The following is a 17817-nucleotide window of genomic DNA, read 5'->3' as shown; positions in this document are numbered from 1 at the left end:
CCCGGGCGCCCCACCGGGCGCGCAGCGACGCGCCTCCTGCCCCGAGCACCGACACCGATGGAGAACCCCGTGACCGACCGCCTCGTGCTGCTGCCCGCCGTCGACGTCGCCGACGGCCAGGCCGTCCGCCTCGTCCAGGGCGAGGCCGGCTCCGAGACCTCGTACGGCGACCCGCTCGCCGCCGCGCTCGACTGGCAGTCGGGCGGTGCGGAGTGGATCCACCTCGTGGACCTCGACGCCGCGTTCGGACGCGGCTCCAACGCGGAGCTGCTCGCCGACGTCGTCGCGCGTCTCGACGTCCAGGTCGAGCTCTCCGGCGGGATCCGCGACGACGCGTCGCTCGAGCGCGCGCTCGCCACCGGTGCGCGCCGCGTCAACCTCGGCACCGCGGCGCTCGAGAACCCCGAGTGGACGGCGAAGGTCATCGCGGAGCACGGCGACGCGATCGCGGTCGGCCTCGACGTGCGCGGCACCACGCTCGCCGCGCGCGGGTGGACGCAGGAGGGCGGCGACCTGTGGGAGGTCCTCGACCGCCTCGAGGCCGCCGGGTGCGCGCGCTACGTCGTCACGGACGTGACCAAGGACGGCACGCTGCGCGGGCCGAACCTCGACCTCCTGCGCGACGTCGCCGCGCGCACGGACGCACCCGTCGTCGCGTCGGGCGGCATCTCGAGCCTCGCCGACCTCGAGGCGCTGCGCTCGCTCGTCCCGGCGGGCGTCGAGGGCGCGATCGTGGGCAAGGCGCTCTACGCGGGCGCGTTCACGCTGCCCCAGGCGCTCGACGTCGCGGGCCGGCCGTGACGGTGGGTCCGGACTCCCCGGGGAAGGCGCTCCCGCCGTCGTCCGGGTTCGCGGGCGACGACGGGTCGGCCGACCCGGCGCTGGCCGCGCTGCTCGACGCGTACGCCGGGGGATCGGCGTCGCTCGCCGACGTCGTCGCGCGGCTCGCTGACACGCGCGTCCTCGTGCCGATCCTCGCCGAGCTCGAGAGCGCGGGAGAGGGCGAGCACGGGCACACGGTCGACAAGGAGGCCTCGGCCGGGGTCGTCGCGATCGAGGCACCGGACGGGCGTCGCGCGCTCCCGGTGTTCACGTCCGTCGCGGCGATGGCGGCGTGGCGCGCGAGCGCGCGGCCCGTCCCCGTGGACGCCCGGCGGGCGGCGCTGTCCGCCGTCAGCGAGGACTGGTCGCTGCTCGTCGTCGACCCGGGCGGACCGGTGACGGCGCTCGTGCCGCGCCCGGCCGTGTGGGCGCTCGCCCAGGGCAAGGACTGGTCGCCCGCGGTCGTCGACGGGACCGTCGTCCCCGAGGTGGTCACCGCGGTCCAGGGCGCCCTCGCCGGGATCCCGCACGTCGCGCGGGCGTGGGCGGAGCCGGGACGGCGCGCCGAGGTCGCCGTCGTGCTGCGCATCGACGCGGGGCTCGACAGGGCGGGGCTCGACGCCGTGCTCGGTCAGGTCAACGCCGCGCTCGCGACGGACGCCGTCGTGTCGGAGCGGGTCGACGGGCTCGAGCTGCGGGTCGGTCGCGCCGACTGACCAGTCCCGTCGCGTGCCGGGTCGCTCAGCGACGGCGCAGGCGGCTCAAGCCCCACGCGAGCGCGGCCGAGAACGCGACGACCGCGCCGAGGGCCTGCCCGCCGAGGATCACGCGGTTGAGGTCCAGCGCCGGCTGCCAGCGCACGCCCTGGTCGTCGACGACGTAGACGCCCTTGGCGACGACGCGGACGCCGAAGCCGCCACCGCCACCCGAGCCCTCGCCGCCCGCCTCGCCGCCGGCGTTGCCCGACCCGGGGTCGGACGAACCGCTCGCGTCGGGCGTCGTCGACGCCGGTTCGGCCTCCGGAGCGGGGGCGGCGGCCGCCCCGACGCGGCGCCGCCAGTCGGCGGCCCCCTTGCCGGAGAGCTCTCCCGCGCCGGAGCCCCAGCCCGAGCCGGTGCCGCCCCAGACGGTCGCGACGGGGATGACGAGCGTGCCGTCACGCTCGTAGGACTCTCCGAAGACGCGACGCACCGTGAGCGTGTCGCGCGCTGCGTGGGTGATGTGCGCCGGGTCGACGGGGGGCGTGTCCGAGCTCGCGTGTGTGCTCATGGCAGGAAGGGTAGACCCGGGGTCAAGGGTGCGCGCGGGGGCGCCTCGACGGGTCGCGCCGACGACCCACGACCTGCCGCGACAGGACCGGTCAGGCGTCGCACTCCGGGAGGGCGGTGAACGCCGACTCGTCGCCGAGCATCGTCTGGAGCGTGCTCACCGGGACGAGCAGCGACTTGTCGGTCGACGTCTTGGCGTAGACGACGCCGATCACCTCGCCGGCGTCGTTGAGCGCGGCGGAGCCGGAGCTCCCCGGCTCGACCGGCGCGTCGGTGACCAGCACCTCGCCGAGGTTCTCGTGCAGCGGGTCCGTCGTCGTCCCGATGACGGAGCCCTGCGTCACCGTGAGCCGGCCGCCCTCGGGGTAGCCCACGACCGTCACGGGGTCGCCCGGCGCCGGGTCGGCCGCCGCGAGGGTCGGGGCCGACGGGAGGTCCTCCGACGTCCGGACGATCGCGAGGTCCGCGAGGCCGGCGACGCTCGCGGTCTGGGCCGCGATGTCGCGGCCGTCGTAGGTGAGGAGCTGCAACGAGCGCGACGAGTCGACGACGTGCTTGTTGGTGATGAGCGTGCGCGAGTCCACGGCGAACCCCGAGCCGGTCGACAGCCCGTCGCAGCGCACGTTGCGGATGCGCACGGCCATGCGCCGGACGGCGTCGAAGCCGTCGGGCGAGAGGTTCTCGGACCCCGCGGGGTCGTCGGGGGCGACAAGCGACGGCACGACCGAGTCGGGCACGGGCTCCGGGAGCTCCGGCAGGACGCCGCACGCTGCGAGCGGGCCGGCGAGCAGGGTCACGGAGACGAGCGACCCGACGACGCGCCGGCCGACGAGGCGCCCGGAGTCGCCCCTGGTGCCCGGCCAGGGTCGGCGCCGGGTCATCCGGCGAGCTCCTGCTGGAGCTGCGTGTTGGCGTCCGTGGCCTCCTGGCACAGCAGGTCGACCTGGTCGGCGAACCGCTCCAGGTCGGCGGGGTCGTACGCGTCACGGTTGTTGAGGTAGCCGATGAGCTGTGTCTGCGCCGTCGTGCACTGGCCGAGCGCGGCCGCGACCTTGCCCGCCGCCTCGGAGACCCGGCTCTGGTAGTCGAGGTACTGCTGGGACGCCTCGTTCTCGTCGCCGAGCTGCGCCTTCTCGTTGGCGAGGTCGCTGATGCGGTCCTGCGCGGCGGTGAGCTGGGTGCGCGCCGAGTCGAGCTCCGCGTTCGCGCCGTCGAGCTCGGTCTGGAGCCGGGCGACGTCCTCGCCCAGCCCGCGGGCCTCGCCCTCCCAGTCCGCGCTCGACTCCTGCCAGCGCGTCGTGGTGACCCACAGGTAGGCGCCGACCCCCAGGGCCGCCGCGAGGAGGAGGGAGAGCACCGCGATCGCCACCACGGCGCCGCGGCGGCGACGCGGCGGCGCCGTCGTCCTCCCGGCGGCGGACGGTGCCCCGTCCGGTCCGGGTGCGGCGGTGCCCGGTGCGCCCACGCTCCGGGGGGCGGTGGGGCCCGCGCCGACGGTGCCGGGCGACGCGCCCGAGGCTGCGTGCGAGGCCGGCCCCAGGGGCGCCGCGGAGGCCGGGGCGAACGACGGCGGTCCACCGGCCGACGAGGGAGCGCCCGGGACCGCGGGCGGCGTCGTCCCCCGCGGGCCGTTCTCCGGCCTGGTCGGCGACGGCGGCGGACCCGGAGGCGGCTCGGAGGACCCGCCGTGCGGCCGAGGCACCGGGGGAGTGCTCAACTCACGGCGCCCGTGTACTTCTCGCCCGGGCCCTCGCCGGGGGCGTCGGGGTAGACCGACGCCTCGCGGAACGCGAGCTGGAGCGAGCGCAGCCCGTCGCGGAGCGACCGGGCGTGCTGGTTGCCGATGTCGGGAGCGCTCGCCGTGACGAGCGCGGCGAGCGCGTTGATGAGCTTGCGCGCCTCGTCGAGGTCCAGGTGACCCTGCTCCTGCGCGTCCTCGGCCAGGCCGCACTTGACGGCTGCGGCGCTCATGAGGTGGACGGCCGCGGACGTGATGACCTCCACGGCGGCGACGTCGGCGATGTCGCGCACGGCGTCGGCGGAGGGGTCGGGCACGGCAGCGTTCTCGGTACTCATGGCGACCATCTTTCCATCCGGCGGCGGCGGAGCACGCCCCCCGTGCGGGACGTGCCGCGACGACGCCGGCCGCCGCCCCGCAGGGGACGACGGCCGGCGTGACGGCGTGGCGGCTCGGGACCGCCACGGACCCGGGGCTCAGACGCGCACCGGCTCCGCCGCGGTGCCGGGCTGGCCGCCCTCGACAGGCGCGCCCGTGGCGGCGAGCGCGACGCGCAGCGCGCCGCCGAGGCCGGCGTCGACGTTCGTCCAGTACGCGATCGCCCGCTCGCGGATCTCGTCGCTGCGCACGGCGCCGACGTGCCCGGTGATCGTCGCGAGGAAGCGGTCGCGCGCTGCGTCGTCGAAGACCTCGCGGTAGAGGGTGCCCGCCTGGCCGAAGTCGTCGTCCTCCGGGTGCAGCGTCGCGGCGGAGCGCGTCAGCTCGCCGTCGGCCTCCCAGCCGGCAGACTCCGCGGCGCGGGCCGGGTCGGCGTGCGCACCGCCCTGGCTGTTGGGCGCGTAGACCGGCGTGGTCGCCGAGGAGAAGGAGTAGCGCATGGCGCCGTCCTTGGCGTACGAGTGGCCGCCCTCGCTCGCCGCGTGCGGCGCGTTGACCGGGAGCTGCGCGTGGTTGGTGCCCACGCGGTACCGGTGCGCGTCGGCGTAGGAGAAGATGCGCGCGAGCAGCATCTTGTCGGGGCTCGTCGCGATGCCGGGGACGAAGTTGCTCGGCGCGAACGTGGCCTGCTCGATCTGGGCGAAGTAGTTCTCCGGGTTCCGGTTGAGCTCCATCACCCCGACCTCGACCAGCGGGTAGTCGGCGTGCGGCCACACCTTGGTCAGGTCGAACGGGTTGAACCGGTAGGCCTTCGCGTCCTCGTAGGGCATGACCTGGACCGAGAGCGTCCAGCGCGGGAACTCGCCCGCCTCGATGTGCTCGTACAGGTCGCGGATGTGGTGGTCCGAGTCCGACCCCGCGAGCTGCGACGCCTCGTCGGCGGAGAGGTTGTCGATGCCCTGCTGGGTCTTGAAGTGGTACTTGACCCAGAAGCGCTCGCCGGCCGCGTTGATCCACTGGTAGGTGTGCGAGCCGAACCCGTCCATGTGGCGCCAGCTCGACGGCAGGCCGCGGTCGCCCATGAGCCACGTGACCTGGTGCGCCGACTCGGGGGACAGGGTCCAGAAGTCCCACTGCATGTCGTTGTCACGCAGGTTCGAGCCGGGCAGGCGCTTCTGCGAGCGGATGAAGTCGGGGAACTTGATGCCGTCGCGCAGGAAGAACACGGGCGTGTTGTTGCCGACGAGGTCGTAGTTGCCCTCGGTCGTGTAGAACTTCAGCGCGAAGCCGCGCGGGTCGCGCCACGTGTCGGGGGAGCCCTGCTCGCCCGCGACGGAGGAGAATCGCGCGAGCATCTCGGTGGTCGTGCCGGGCTGGAAGAGCGCGGCGCGCGTGAAGGCGCTGACGTCGTTCGTCACGGTGAAGGTCCCGAAGGCTCCGCCGCCCTTGGCGTGGACGACGCGCTCGGGGACGCGCTCGCGGTTGAACTGGGCGAGCTTCTCGACGAGGTAGTGGTCGTGCAGGACGATCGGCCCGTCGGCGCCGACGGTCTGGGCGTGGGCGTCCGAGGCGACGGGTGCGCCGGCGTTCGTGGTGGTGAAGGGGGCGGTCATGGGTCTCCTTCCGTGGGCCGCGGTCGCGGCCCGATGGGCTTTCTCATACCGGGATCTTCGTGAGGAAACGGGCGCGTTCGGGATGCGCGAGGTACGGGAGCGGGGTGGGGGTGATCAGTCCGCGCAGTCGGGGCAGAGGCCCCAGAAGGTCACCTCGGCGGTGTCGATCTGGAACCCCGACGTGCTGGAGGGGGTCAGGCAGGGCGCGTGGCCGACCGTGCAGTCCACGTCGGCGACGGCGCCGCAGCCCCGGCACACCACGTGGTGGTGGTTGTCGCCGAGGCGGCGCTCGTAGCGCGCCGGGTGGCCCGCGGGCTCGATCCGGCGGACCAGCCCCTTGTCGGTGAGCGTGTGCAGGACGTCGTAGACCGCCTGGACCGAGACGGAGCCGAGCGACGCGCGAGCGGCCCGCAGGACGTCGTCGGCGTCGGCGTGCTGCTGGAGCTCGACCGCGTCGAGCACGGCGAGCCGGGCCGCGGTGACGCGCAGGCCGTGGTCGCGCAGCTCGCCCTCGTGGCGGGCGCGTCGTGGCCCGTCGTCGAGGCTCGTCCCCACGCCGGGCGTCGCTCCTGTCGTCATGGCACCACTCTAACCACGTAAACTGGAAGAATTCCAATGATGGAGGCGATCCGGAGTTCGGCTCTCGGCCGGGTACGAGGACCCGCCCTGCACCTGCTATCCTTGATGGCTGACCGACTCGTGCGCGTCTCCTCGTCCGGATTCCGGGCGACGGGAGGGGTGCGAGTGCGCAAGTGGATCTCATCCCACCCGGGTCTCGACCGCCGACGAACGTCGCGACAGAGGCCGGGTCCTGGTCCGGGACGCACCCTTCGGGGACGTCCCGACGTGGTCGTCGCCCGGTGCGACGTCCCGACCTGATGGCCTCCGCCCTGCGCTCAGGGACGGAGGCCTTCTTCGTCCCGGGTGGTCTACCGACGACTTCCTAGGAGCATCACATCAGCGAGCCTCGCATCAACGATCGGATCCGCGTCCCCGAGGTCCGACTCATCGGTCCCGGCGGGGAGCAGGTCGGCGTCGTCCGCACCGAGGTTGCCCTGAGCCTTGCCCAGGACGCGGACCTCGACCTCGTCGAGGTCGCCCCGGACGCCCGACCCCCCGTCGCCAAGCTCATGGACTTCGGCAAGTTCAAGTACGAGTCCGACATGAAGGCGCGTGAGGCGCGGCGCAACCAGGCGAACACGGTCCTCAAGGAGATCCGCTTCCGCCTGAAGATCGACCCGCACGACTACGGCACCAAGAAGGGCCACGTCGAGCGCTTCCTCGCCGCCGGCGACAAGGTCAAGGTCATGATCATGTTCCGCGGCCGCGAGCAGTCCCGCCCCGAGATGGGCGTGCGTCTGCTCCAGCGCCTCGCGGACGACGTCGCGGAGCTCGGCTTCGTGGAGTCGATGCCGAAGCAGGACGGCCGCAACATGACCATGGTGCTCGGCCCGGTGAAGAAGAAGGCCGACGCCAAGAGCGAGCAGCGCAAGCGGGCGCAGGAGGCCGAGCCCCGGCTGACGAAGTCCGCCCAGCGCGCCGCGGCACGCACGGTCGACGGCCCCGAGGACCAGGACGTCGACGCGCCCGAGGCCACCGAGGCCCCGGCCGTCGAGGCCACCCCGGCCCCTGTCGAGGCCGCCGCGCCGGTCGAGGCGCCCGTCGAGGCTCCGGTCGAGGAGGCGCCCGCGCCGAAGGCTGCTCCGGCACCCAAGGCCGCGCCTGCGCCCACGGCTGCCGCCCCGCGCTCGGCGCCCGCGCCGCGTCCGGCCACGGCACCGCGTCCCGCTGCCCGACCGGCTGCGGACTCGAAGCCCGCCGCGCCGCGCCCGGCCACTCCTCGTCCGGCACCGGCGGCTCCGTCCGCGCCGGCGTCCGGCGCCAAGCCGGCGGCCCCCAAGCCTGCCGCGCCCAAGCCGAGCGCCCCGCGCCCGGCGCCCAAGCCGGCACCGCGAGGCAAGGCCGGCTGACGGCCGGCAGCACAGACCGACCCTGCTCGGGGTCCGGGCCCACCGGCCAGGACCCGAACACGTCGGCCGCCGCGAGGCGGCTGACCGGACACAAGGAGAGACGGCAGTCATGCCGAAGAACAAGACGCACTCGGGTGCCAAGAAGCGCTTCCGCATCACGGGTACCGGCAAGGTCATGCGCGAGCAGGCCAACGCTCGACACCTGCTCGAGCACAAGGCCACCAAGCGCAAGCGCCGCCTCGCCCAGGACCAGGTGGTCTCGCCCGCCGACGTCAAGACCATCAAGAAGCTGCTCGGCAAGTGACCCGGCAGGTGGCGGGACTCGCCACCGACCGGCTCACCCCTGAGCCCCGAACTGCAAGGAGCATCACGTGGCACGCGTGAAGCGGGCGGTCAACGCCCAGAAGAAGCGCCGTACGACCCTCGAGCGCGCCAGCGGCTACCGCGGCCAGCGCTCGCGCCTCTACCGCAAGGCGAAGGAGCAGGTCACCCACTCCCTCGTCTACTCGTACCGCGACCGCAAGGCGCGCAAGGGCGACTTCCGCAAGCTGTGGATCCAGCGCATCAACGCGGCGTCCCGCGCGCAGGGTCTGACGTACAACCGCCTCATCCAGGGCCTCAAGGCCGCGGGTGTCGAGGTCGACCGTCGCCTGCTCGCCGAGCTCGCGGTCAACGACGTGGCAGCGTTCAACGCGCTCGTCCAGGTCGCCAAGGACGCGCTCCCCGAGGACGTCAACGCGCCGAAGGCCGCAGCCTGACCAGCGCCCCTCGCGCCACGGACGCCCGGACGGCGCACGACCTGCTCGACCCCACGCTGACGAACCCTCGCAGCGACCGGGTCAAGGCGGTCCGTGCGCTGGCCGGGCGTCCGGCGCGTTCCCGGCACGGACAGCTCCTCGTCGAGGGGCCGCAGGGCGTGCGCGAGGCCGTGCGGCACGCCCCCGAGCGCGTCCGCGACGTGTACGTGACGCCCACGGCCGGCGGGCGGCACCCCGAGATCGTCGACGACGCCCGCGCCGCGGGTCTGCACGTCCACGTCGCGACGGCCGAGGTGCTCACCGCGATGAGCCCCGACGCGCAGGGCGTGCTCGCGGTGGTCCGCGCACAGGAGCCCACGGTCGAGGACGTCGTCGCCACGCTCACCGGTCCCGGCCGCGAGCGGCCCGCCCTCGTCGCGGTGCTGGCGACGGTGCGCGACCCGGGGAACGCCGGGACCGTGATCCGGGCCGCCGACGCGGCGGGCGCGGACGCGGTCGTGCTCGCGGGCGAGAGCGTGGACGTGCACAACCCCAAGGTCGTGCGCTCCACCGCGGGCTCGTTGTTCCACCTGCCCGTCGTCACGGGCGTGAGCCTCGCGGACGCGGTGGCCGCGCTGCGCGCCGCTGGGCTCGCCGTGCTCGCCGCCGACGGCGCGGGTGACCTGGACCTGGACGACCTGCTCGACGTGGCCGGTCCGGCGGGCGAGGGGGCGCTCGACGGCGAGCAGCGCCGCGTCGACCTCGCGGCCCCGACCGCCTGGGTCTTCGGGAACGAGGCCTGGGGCCTGCCCGAGCAGGACCGGGCGCTCGCCGACGCGGTCGTGCGCGTCCCGATCCGCGGGCTTGCCGAGTCGCTCAACCTCGCCACCGCCGCGACGGTGTGCCTCTACGCCTCCAGCCGGGCCCACCGACCGGCCCGGCGACCGGCCGGGGCGCCGGGGACCGGCGCGTGAGCCTGTTCGCCGCGCTCCGCCCGAGCGCCGCCGCGGTCGACCATCTCGCGCTCGCGCTCTCGGGCGCGCACGCCCAGGAGGCGCGCCGGCCCGACGGCGCACCGCTCGTGCGGTGGACCCCGCCGGAGCTGTGGCACGTGACCGTCTCGTTCTTCGGGGACGTGCCGGACGGGGCGCTGCCCGACCTCGCCGCCGCGCTCGTGCCGGTCGCGCGCGAGAACCCACCGCCGTCTCTCCGCCTGCGCGGTGCCGGCGTCTTCGACCGGCGCGTGCTGTGGGTCGGCGTCGGGGGCGTGGACGCGGACGAGCTCCGTGACCTCAGCGCGGCCGTCGCCGAGGCGGCCGGGGACGCCGGCGTCCGCGTGGACCGCCGGCCGCGGCAGCGTGCCCACCTCACCGTGGCACGCGCCGCCGCCGGGGCCCGGCAGGCGCGACGTCGCGCGCGCTCCGTCGGACGCCGTCCGGGGGGAGGCGTCGCCGACGTCACCGCCGGCGACCCGCTCGCTGGTCCGGCCGCGGCGCTGTCCGTCTACGCGGGCCCCGACTGGGCCGCGCACGAGCTCCTGCTGCTCGAGTCCACGTCCGGCGACACGTCGGGCCGGCGGGTGTACCGCACGGTCGAGACCTTCCCGCTGGCCGGGACGGCCGCGCGCGGCTGACGACCGCGTCGTCGGGAGGACGTCGCGAGCCACTGCGAGAGCGACTCCCGCGCGGGCACCGGCCCGGCACCCCCACGACGGCTGTGCGAGGATGGCGGCCATGAGCATGCACGGTGGTCGTCGATTTCCCGGGCCCGTCACGGGCCCGCGCGACTGACGCGTGCACACCTCCCGCCCGAGGCGGGACGGACCGGGCCGGGACGGGCGCCCTAGAATGACCGCGACGCGCGCACGAGCGCGCGCCCGCGCGCGCCCCGTGCGTCGCGCCCCGCGAGGCGGCACCCGTCCAGGCCACCCTTGAGTTTCTGACCTGGTCGTCGCCCGCTCCCGCAGTCCCGCCCTCGCCAGGAAGGCACGCATGTCCAGCCCTGACGCCGACGTCGTCACCCCCGTCACGGGGGACGGCGGCCCGGACACCCCGACCGCTCCCTCCCCGCTCGACGCCGACGCGCTCCAGCGCGCGCTCGACGCCGCCCTCGCCGCGATCGCCGGGGCCGGCGACCTCGACGCGCTCAAGCTCGTGCGCACCGAGCACACGGGGGACCGCAGCGCCCTCGCGCTCGCGAACCGCCAGATCGGCTCGCTCGCGCCCGCCGACAAGAAGACCGCCGGCAAGCTCCTCGGTCCGCTCCGCGGCCGCGTGAACCAGGCGCTCGCCGCGCGCCAGGCCGAGCTCGAGGCCGAGCGCGACGAGCGCGTGCTCGTCGAGGAGGCCGTGGACGTCACGCTCCCGGTCGACCGCGTGCCGTCGGGTGCGCGGCACCCGCTGGAGACGCTCCAGGAGCGCGTGGCCGACTTCTTCGTCGGCCTCGGCTGGGAGATCGCCGAGGGACCCGAGGTCGAGGCGGAGTGGTTCAACTTCGACGCGCTGAACTTCGGCGTCGACCACCCGGCGCGGCAGATGCAGGACACGTTCTACGTGGCAGGGGCCGACGGCTCCACCGATGGCGCCGCGGCGCCGTCGAACCTCGTGCTGCGCACCCACACGTCGCCCGTCCAGGCGCGCTCGCTGCTCGAGCGCGGCGTGCCCCTGTACGTCGCGTGCCCGGGCAAGACGTTCCGTACGGACGCGCTCGACGCGACCCACACGCCCGTCTTCCACCAGGTCGAGGGCCTGGCGATCGACAAGGGGCTGACCATGGCGAACCTGCTCGGGACGCTCGACGCGTTCGCGCGCGCCATGTTCGGCCCCGAGGCGCGCACGCGCCTGCGCCCGAGCTACTTCCCGTTCACCGAGCCGAGCGCCGAGATGGACCTGTGGTTCCCGCAGAAGAAGGGCGGGCCCGGCTGGATCGAGTGGGGCGGCTGCGGCATGGTCAACCCGAACGTGCTGCGGTCCGTCGGGGTCGACCCCGACGTGTACTCGGGCTTCGCGTTCGGCATGGGCATCGAGCGCACGCTCATGCTGCGCCACGGGATCGCGGACATGCACGACATGGTGGAGGGCGACGCGCGCTTCTCCGCCCAGTTCGGAACGGAGATCTGATGCCCTACGTCGCCATCGACTGGCTGGGCGACCACGTCGAGCTGCCCGCTGGGCTCACCGCCGAGCGGCTCGCCGCCGACCTCGTCCGGGTCGGCCTCGAGGAGGAGGCGATCCACGGCGCGGCCGTGACGGGTCCCCTCGTCGTCGGGCGCGTCCTGGAGATGACGCCCGAGCCGCAGAAGAACGGCAAGACGATCAACTGGTGCCTGGTCGACGTCGGCGCGGAGCACAACGTCGCCGAGATCCACGGCGTCGACCCTGCCGACCTGCCGGTGGGCGGGGCGCGCGGCATCGTGTGCGGCGCGCACAACTTTGCGCCGGGCGACCTCGTCGTCGTCGCGCTGCCGGGCTCCGTCCTGCCCGGACCGTTCGCCATCGCGAGCCGCAAGACCTACGGGCACGTGTCCGACGGCATGATCTGTTCCCAGCGTGAGCTCGGGCTCGGCGAGGACCACGACGGCATCATCGTGCTGCCGCGGCTCGGGTACGCGGCCGAGGGCCTGACCCCCGGGCAGGACGCGATCGCGCTGCTCGGGCTCGGCGACGAGGTGCTCGAGATCAACGTGACGCCCGACCGCGGGTACGCGTTCTCCTACCGCGGCGTCGCGCGCGAGTTCTCGCACTCGACGGGCGCGCGCTTCACCGACCCCGGTCTGCCGGGCTCGCTGCCGACCCCGCCGCCCGCCGCGACGCCCGACGGGTTCCCCGTCGAGGTGGACGACGCGGCGCCGGTCCACGGCGTCGTCGGGTGCGACCGGTTCGTCACGCGCGTCGTGCGCGGGATCGACCCCGCGGCGCAGACGCCCGCGTGGATGCAGCGCCGCCTCACGGCGTCGGGCATGCGGCCGATCTCGCTCGCGGTCGACGTCACGAACTACGTCATGCTCGACCTGGGCCAGCCCCTGCACGCGTACGACCTGGAGCAGGTCGCGGCGCCGATCGTCGTGCGTCGCGCGGCGGCGGGGGAGCGCCTGGTGACGCTCGACGACGTCGACCGGGCGCTCGACCCCGAGGACCTGCTCATCACTGACAGCCCCGACGGCGTGCGCGCCTCCCGCGTGCTCGGCCTCGCGGGCGTCATGGGCGGCGCCTCCTCCGAGGTCGGTCCGACGACGACGGCCGTGCTCGTCGAGGCCGCGCACTTCGACCCGGTGACGGTCGCGCGTACCTCGCGCCGCCACAAGCTGTCGAGCGAGGCCGCCAAGCGGTTCGAGCGCGGGGTCGACCCGCTGCTGCCCGCGGTCGCGGCGCAGCGCGTCGTCGACCTGCTCGTCGAGCTCGGCGGCGGCACCGCGGACCCGGCCGTGAGCGATCTCGACCGCGTCGTCGCCCCCACCGCGATCCGGCTCCCTGTCGGCGAGGCCGAGCGTCTCGTCGGCGTGCCGTACACGCTGGAGCAGGTCGTCGGGACGCTCGGGGCCATCGGGTGCACGGTCGAGGCGGACGACGTGGACGCCACCGGCGTGCTCGTGGTGACCCCGCCGTCGTGGCGACCCGACCTCACGGAGCCCGCCGAGCTCGTGGAGGAGGTAGCGCGTCTCGTCGGTTACGACGAGATCCCGTCCCTCCTGCCCGCCGCTCCCGGCGGCCGGGGGCTCACGCGCGAGCAGCGCGTGCGCCGCTCGGTCGCGCGGGCGCTCGCGGAGGACGGCTTCGTCGAGACGCTCAGCTACCCGTTCGTCGGGGACGCGGAGCTCGACGCGCTGCGTCTGCCCGTGGACGATGCCCGCCGTCGTGCGCTGCGCCTGCTCAACCCGCTCGCCGACGACCGCCCGCTGATGCGCACGGACCTGCTGAGCACCCTGCTGGAGACCACGCGCCGCAACGTGGGGCGGGGGCTGGGCGACGTCGCGCTCTTCGAGATCGGCCTCGTCACGCACCCGCGGCCCGACGCGCCTGCCGCGCCCGCGCTGCCGGGCGGGGTCCGGCCGAGCGACGAGGAGCTCGCGGCGATCGACGCCGCGCTGCCGTCGCAGCCGCGCCACGTGGCCGGCGTCCTCGTCGGGCGCCGCGAGCGTGCCGGCTGGTGGGGTCCGGGCCGCGCGGCGGACTGGACCGACGCGCTCGCCGCGGCGCGACGCGTCGCGGAACGCGCGGGCCTCCGGGGGGATGCCGACGTGACCGTGGTCGCGGACACCGCGCGGGCACCGTTCCACCCGGGGCGCTGCGCGCGCCTCGAGCTCGCGGACGGGACGGTCGTCGGGCACGCGGGCGAGCTGCACCCCAAGGTGGTCGAGAACCTGGGCCTCCCTGCGCGTGCGGTGGCGTTCGAGGTCGACCTCACCGCGCTCGTGGAGCGCTCGTCCGACGCGCCGGTGCAGGCGACGCCCGTCTCGGGCTTCCCCGCGGCCAAGGAGGACCTCGCGTTCGTGGTGGACGCCGACGTGACCGCGCAGGCGCTGCGCGACGCGATCGTCGACGGCGCCGGCGACCTGCTCGAGGAGGTCGCGCTGTTCGACGTCTTCACCGGCGAGCAGGTCGGCGCCGGGCGCAAGTCGCTCGCGTTCTCGCTGCGGCTGCGCGCCGCGGACCGCACGCTCACCGCCGACGACGTCGCGCGCGTCCGCGAGGGAGCCGTGTCGGTGGCGCGCGAGCGCGTCGGCGCGGAGCTGCGGGCGTGAGCGCGGAGGGCACGGTCGCCGTCGTTCCCGCGCGGACGGCGCTCGTGACCGGCGCGTCGCGCGGCATAGGCCGCGCGATCGCGGTCGGACTCGCCGCGGCCGGCCTCGACGTCGCGCTCCTCGCGCGCGACGCCGACCGGCTCGCGGGCGTGGCCGACGAGATCCGCGCCCTGACCGTGAGCGGTGCGGGGCGCGCGGTCGTGGTCACGGCGGACGTCACGGACGCCGCGGCGGTCGCGGCGGCCGTCGGCGACGCGCAGGACGCGCTCGGGAGCGTCGACCTGCTCGTCAACAACGCGGGGCGTGTCGACGCCGAGGTGCCGCTCTGGGAGGCGGACCCCGACGAGTGGTGGGCGATCGTCGAGACCAACGTGCGCGGGCCGTTCCTCCTCGCGCGCGCCGTCGTCCCGGGGATGCTCGCGCGCGGCGGGGGCCGCGTCGTCGACCTCAACAGCGGCGCGGGCTCGCACGACATGGACGGCGCGAGCGCGTACAACGCGAGCAAGACGGCGCTCCTGCGGCTGGGGGCGAACCTCCACCGGTCCGGCCACGCGCGCGGGCTGCGCACGTTCGAGGTCTCGCCCGGCGTGGTGCAGACCGACATGACCGCGTCGATGGCCATGCACGAGGGCCGCACCGAGTGGACCCCGGTCGAGCGAACGGTCGAGATGGTCGTCGCGATCGCCCGGGGCGAGCTCGACGCCTTCTCGGGCGCGTTCGTCCGCGTGACGCACGACTCGCCGGAGTCGCTGCGCGCCGCGGCGGACGAGGCCGCGCGCCGCGGGGACTCGCTGCCGGGCCCCGACGCGCGCCGGCTGCGCGTGACGCGCTGGGGCGCGGACGACCCGATGCCGGGAGAGCTCCCGGCTCGCTGACGTCGCGGCGACTGCGGTGTCGCCACCCGCCGCACCGCAGACCCGCCGCGATCCAGACCGCAGCGCCGCCCGACCCTCCGGTCGGGCGGCGCTCGCGCGTTCGGGGTGGTTCTCCGACGGTCGCGGACGGCGGAGGGAGGGAGATCACCCGGTACGTAGTTGAATCTTCATCCACTCATCGGGGATGCTGTCCTGGACACCTGACCAGTACCGGGCGGACACCGACGTCGCGGCTCGACGACGCCTGGGAGCGACGGATGACGACGGCACGCCCTGTCCGGCAGTGGAACGGCCTCACCGTTCCCGAGGCCGGCACCTACGCCCTCGACGAGGCGCACAAGCGCATCGGGTTCACCGGGATGCACATGATGGTGTCGCCCGTCCGGGGAGAGTTCACCCGGGCGCGCGCGACGATCCTGGTGGGCGAGGACCCGACCGCGTCGGCCGTGTCGGCGACCATCGAGACGGCGAGCCTCACGACCCACCACGAGGAGCGCGACGCGCACCTCCGCAGCCCCGACTTCCTCGACGTCGACGCCTACCCGACGATCGAGTTCCGCAGCACCTCGATCGACCGGCAGGGCGAGCAGCAGGACCAGATCCTCGCGTGGGCGCGGCTGCGGAACCGCTCGCCCGAGCGCGCCGAGCTCGCGCAGGAGCGTGTGCAGCCCCGGGCCGCGCAGGCGGGGCGGTTCCTCGTCAGCGGACTGCTCACCGTCCGCGGCGTCACCCACCGGACGGTGCTGTCCATGCAGTACGGGGGCGCGCGACGCGACCCGTACGGCCGGGACATCTTCGGGTTCCACGCCGCGGGCGAGATCGACCGCGAGAGCTTCGGCCTCGTCTGGAACGTGCTCCTCGAGACCGGCGGCTTCCTCGTGGGCAAGAAGATCGGCCTCGAGATCGCGGGCGAGGCGATCCACCAGGGCTGACGTCCCGCCCGTCAGGGTGCGTCGCGCACGACCGCCGCACGGGCGACCCAGACGTGCCACACGCCGCGCACGGGGTGGGCGTGCTCGAACGCGACACGGTCGCCGTCCTCGTGCGTCAGGACGCCGGCGAGCACGACGCGGCGCCCACGGCGGTCGACGGTCGTCCAGCGGGCGGGGACCGGAGGGCGCAGCGGCGTCGCGGAGGAGCCCGGCACGGGGCGGCGGGAAGGTCGGTCGTGCGGCATGCCCAGGAGGACGCTGTCTCGCACGCGTTCTCGCGCGCGAGACCGGGTGAAACCCTCCGGCGCCCAGGACGTAGCATGGCGAGCGACACGGGGTGCCTGCGAGGGCTGAGATGAGACCCGTCGAACCTGCTCTGGCTCGTACCAGCGAAGGGATGTCCGGCGATGACGCTCGCCCTGCCCCAGCACGACCCCGCCCGCTCGCCCGGTCCCGACCGCGGACCCGGTACCCGACCCTCGCGTCCGCGCGTCCTGTCGGTCGCGGGCACCGACCCGACCGGGGGCGCGGGCATCCAGGCGGACCTCAAGTCCTTCGCCGCGCACGGCGCCTACGGCATGGCCGTCACGACGGCGCTCGTCGCGCAGAACACGCACGGCGTGCGGTCCGTGCACGTCCCCGGACCCGCGTTCCTGCGCGAGCAGCTCGACGCGGTGTCCGACGACGTCGAGATCGACGCCGTGAAGATCGGCATGGTCGCGGACGAGGCGAACGCGCGCGAGATCGGGGCGTGGCTCGACGCCCTCGCCGCGGCCCGGTCCGACGCGGCGGTCCCGCGGCCCTGGGTCGTGCTCGACCCCGTGATGGTCGCGACGTCGGGGCACCGCCTGCTCGACCCGGGCGCGGAGCAGGCCGTGCGCGACCTCGCGGCCCGGGCCGACGTCGTGACGCCCAACCTGCCCGAGCTCGCCGTCCTCGCGGGACGCGACGTCGCGACGACGTGGGACGACGCGCTGGCCCAGGCCGGGTCGTATGCGACGGCGTGCGGCACCGTCGTGCTGCTCAAGGGCGGCCACCTCACCGGCGCGACGTCGCCGGACGCCCTGGTCGTGCCGGCGGGTCCGTCGTCGGACGGGGTGCCGACCGTCACGACGTTCGACGCGGAGCGCGTGGACACGCCCCATACGCACGGAACCGGGTGCTCGCTCTCCGCGGCGCTCGCTGCCCTGCGGCCCCGGCGCGAGAGCTGGGAGGACGCGGCGCGCGAGGCCAAGGAGTGGCTCACCGGCGCGCTGCGCGGCGGCGCGGCGCTGCGCGTCGGCACGGGCCGCGGCCCGGTCGACCACCTGCACGCCTCGTCGCCTGTCGTGCCGCGCTGACGCTCGGACCGCGCGCGAGCAGCGGTCACGTCGGTCAGGCGCGCGTCACGTCCTCCTCGGCCGTCGCGTAGACGCACTCGTAGCCCGGCGGGACCCAGCGCCACCGCGCGTCGACGTCACGGATCGCGACGCCGTCGGGGCGGTCGGCGACGCACGCGTCCGCCTGCTGGCGCAGCCCGACCGTCACCCAGTACACGGCGAGCGCCGCGGCGAGCAGGACGGCGAGGACCGTCACGGCGCGGCGCAGGGCGGGGGAGGGGCCGCCGTCGGACCCGTCCTCCTCGCCCGGCCGCGCGGGGACCCAGTCCCAGTTCACGCCGCTCCCGCGACCGTGCCGGGCGAGGTGCCCGCGGCGTCGTCGGGGACGAGCAGGACCTTGCCCGTGGTCGCGCGGCCCTCCAGCG

20 protein-coding genes and 1 riboswitch are annotated in these 17817 nt (G+C 75.2%); of the genes, 12 read left to right on the top strand and 8 right to left on the bottom strand.

What is annotated here, in order from left to right; genetic code table 11:
* Positions 1–69: 69 nt before the first annotated feature.
* Both priA and FB00_RS16415 read left to right on the top strand, forming a co-directional pair.
* A complete protein-coding gene (gene priA, locus FB00_RS16420; RefSeq protein ID WP_082141424.1) occupies positions 70–801 on the top strand; it encodes a bifunctional 1-(5-phosphoribosyl)-5-((5-phosphoribosylamino)methylideneamino)imidazole-4-carboxamide isomerase/phosphoribosylanthranilate isomerase PriA in 732 nt (243 codons plus the stop codon).
* Positions 798–1538, top strand: coding sequence for an SseB family protein (locus tag FB00_RS16415; protein WP_047233985.1), 741 nt, complete (start codon positions 798–800; stop codon positions 1536–1538). Before priA ends, FB00_RS16415 begins: the two co-directional genes overlap by 4 nt.
* Positions 1539–1563: 25 nt before the next feature.
* On the opposite strand, the gene FB00_RS16410 is transcribed toward FB00_RS16415, so the two are convergent.
* From FB00_RS16410 to FB00_RS16385, 6 genes are all read right to left on the bottom strand, one after another.
* Positions 1564–2091, bottom strand: coding sequence for a hypothetical protein (locus FB00_RS16410; RefSeq protein WP_047233984.1), 528 nt, complete (start codon positions 2089–2091; stop codon positions 1564–1566).
* A 91-nt stretch (positions 2092–2182) separates the two neighbouring features.
* A complete protein-coding gene (locus FB00_RS16405; protein ID WP_082141420.1) occupies positions 2183–2971 on the bottom strand; it encodes a S1C family serine protease in 789 nt (262 codons plus the stop codon).
* A complete protein-coding gene (locus FB00_RS16400) occupies positions 2968–3447 on the bottom strand; it encodes a hypothetical protein (RefSeq protein ID WP_231581903.1) in 480 nt (159 codons plus the stop codon). Before FB00_RS16400 ends, FB00_RS16405 begins: the two co-directional genes overlap by 4 nt.
* Positions 3448–3803: 356 nt before the next feature.
* Entirely contained in the window at positions 3804–4166 is a 363-nt protein-coding gene (locus FB00_RS16395) for a DUF1844 domain-containing protein (RefSeq protein ID WP_047234013.1), read from the bottom strand.
* Between the two features lie 138 nt (positions 4167–4304).
* Positions 4305–5819: a catalase gene (locus FB00_RS16390; RefSeq protein ID WP_047233982.1), complete on the bottom strand. Its 1515-nt coding sequence runs from the start codon at positions 5817–5819 to the stop codon at positions 4305–4307.
* 114 nt (positions 5820–5933) lie between these two features.
* Entirely contained in the window at positions 5934–6398 is a 465-nt protein-coding gene (locus FB00_RS16385) for a Fur family transcriptional regulator (protein WP_082141419.1), read from the bottom strand.
* Between the two features lie 377 nt (positions 6399–6775).
* Here FB00_RS16385 and infC point away from each other — a divergent pair, with 377 nt between their 5' ends.
* The 9 genes from infC (at position 6776) to FB00_RS16340 (ending at position 16073) form a co-directional block, all read left to right on the top strand.
* A complete protein-coding gene (infC, locus tag FB00_RS16380) occupies positions 6776–7789 on the top strand; it encodes a translation initiation factor IF-3 (protein ID WP_082141418.1) in 1014 nt (337 codons plus the stop codon).
* 109 nt (positions 7790–7898) lie between these two features.
* The gene (gene rpmI / locus FB00_RS16375; RefSeq protein ID WP_047233980.1) at positions 7899–8093 is read left to right on the top strand and encodes a 50S ribosomal protein L35; all 195 of its coding nucleotides are present in this window, start codon (positions 7899–7901) and stop codon (positions 8091–8093) included.
* A 67-nt stretch (positions 8094–8160) separates the two neighbouring features.
* Positions 8161–8547: a 50S ribosomal protein L20 gene (gene rplT / locus FB00_RS16370; protein WP_024840664.1), complete on the top strand. Its 387-nt coding sequence runs from the start codon at positions 8161–8163 to the stop codon at positions 8545–8547.
* Between the two features lie 56 nt (positions 8548–8603).
* Complete coding sequence (locus tag FB00_RS16365) at positions 8604–9500, top strand: TrmH family RNA methyltransferase (protein WP_047234011.1); 897 nt, start codon at positions 8604–8606, stop codon at positions 9498–9500.
* Positions 9497–10159, top strand: coding sequence for an RNA 2',3'-cyclic phosphodiesterase (gene thpR / locus FB00_RS16360; protein WP_047234010.1), 663 nt, complete (start codon positions 9497–9499; stop codon positions 10157–10159). The genes FB00_RS16365 and thpR overlap by 4 nt, the downstream gene beginning before the upstream one ends.
* A 358-nt stretch (positions 10160–10517) precedes the next feature.
* Complete coding sequence (gene pheS, locus FB00_RS16355) at positions 10518–11645, top strand: phenylalanine--tRNA ligase subunit alpha (RefSeq protein ID WP_047233979.1); 1128 nt, start codon at positions 10518–10520, stop codon at positions 11643–11645.
* On the top strand, positions 11645–14266 hold the full coding sequence (gene pheT / locus FB00_RS16350; protein WP_047233978.1) for a phenylalanine--tRNA ligase subunit beta: 2622 nt from the start codon (positions 11645–11647) through the stop codon (positions 14264–14266). The genes pheS and pheT overlap by 1 nt, the downstream gene beginning before the upstream one ends.
* Complete coding sequence (locus tag FB00_RS16345) at positions 14263–15141, top strand: SDR family oxidoreductase (RefSeq protein WP_047233977.1); 879 nt, start codon at positions 14263–14265, stop codon at positions 15139–15141. Before pheT ends, FB00_RS16345 begins: the two co-directional genes overlap by 4 nt.
* A 257-nt stretch (positions 15142–15398) precedes the next feature.
* Positions 15399–16073, top strand: coding sequence for a YceI family protein (locus FB00_RS16340; RefSeq protein ID WP_047233976.1), 675 nt, complete (start codon positions 15399–15401; stop codon positions 16071–16073).
* A gap of 11 nt (positions 16074–16084) precedes the next feature.
* On the opposite strand, the gene FB00_RS16335 is transcribed toward FB00_RS16340, so the two are convergent.
* Entirely contained in the window at positions 16085–16342 is a 258-nt protein-coding gene (locus FB00_RS16335) for a hypothetical protein (protein ID WP_156186431.1), read from the bottom strand.
* Between the two features lie 54 nt (positions 16343–16396).
* Positions 16397–16488, top strand: a riboswitch (TPP riboswitch).
* Between FB00_RS16335 and thiD the strand changes: the two genes are divergently transcribed.
* Positions 16481–17413 carry a bifunctional hydroxymethylpyrimidine kinase/phosphomethylpyrimidine kinase gene (gene thiD / locus FB00_RS16330; protein WP_082141417.1) on the top strand — a complete coding sequence of 311 codons (933 nt, stop codon included), beginning with the start codon at positions 16481–16483 and terminating at the stop codon, positions 17411–17413. (Overlaps the previous riboswitch by 8 nt.)
* Positions 17414–17447: 34 nt before the next feature.
* Here thiD and FB00_RS16325 read toward each other — a convergent pair whose 3' ends face one another.
* Positions 17448–17729, bottom strand: a complete 282-nt coding sequence (locus tag FB00_RS16325) for a hypothetical protein (protein ID WP_047233974.1) — start codon at positions 17727–17729, stop codon at positions 17448–17450.
* Positions 17730–17817: the final 88 nt, after the last annotated feature.

The sequence above is a fragment of the Cellulosimicrobium funkei genome, from assembly GCF_001019615.1.
Lineage (GTDB): Bacteria > Actinomycetota > Actinomycetes > Actinomycetales > Cellulomonadaceae > Cellulosimicrobium > Cellulosimicrobium cellulans_E.
Note: the sequence above shows the minus strand (reverse complement) of the source record. Positions and strands in the feature narration are given on the sequence as shown.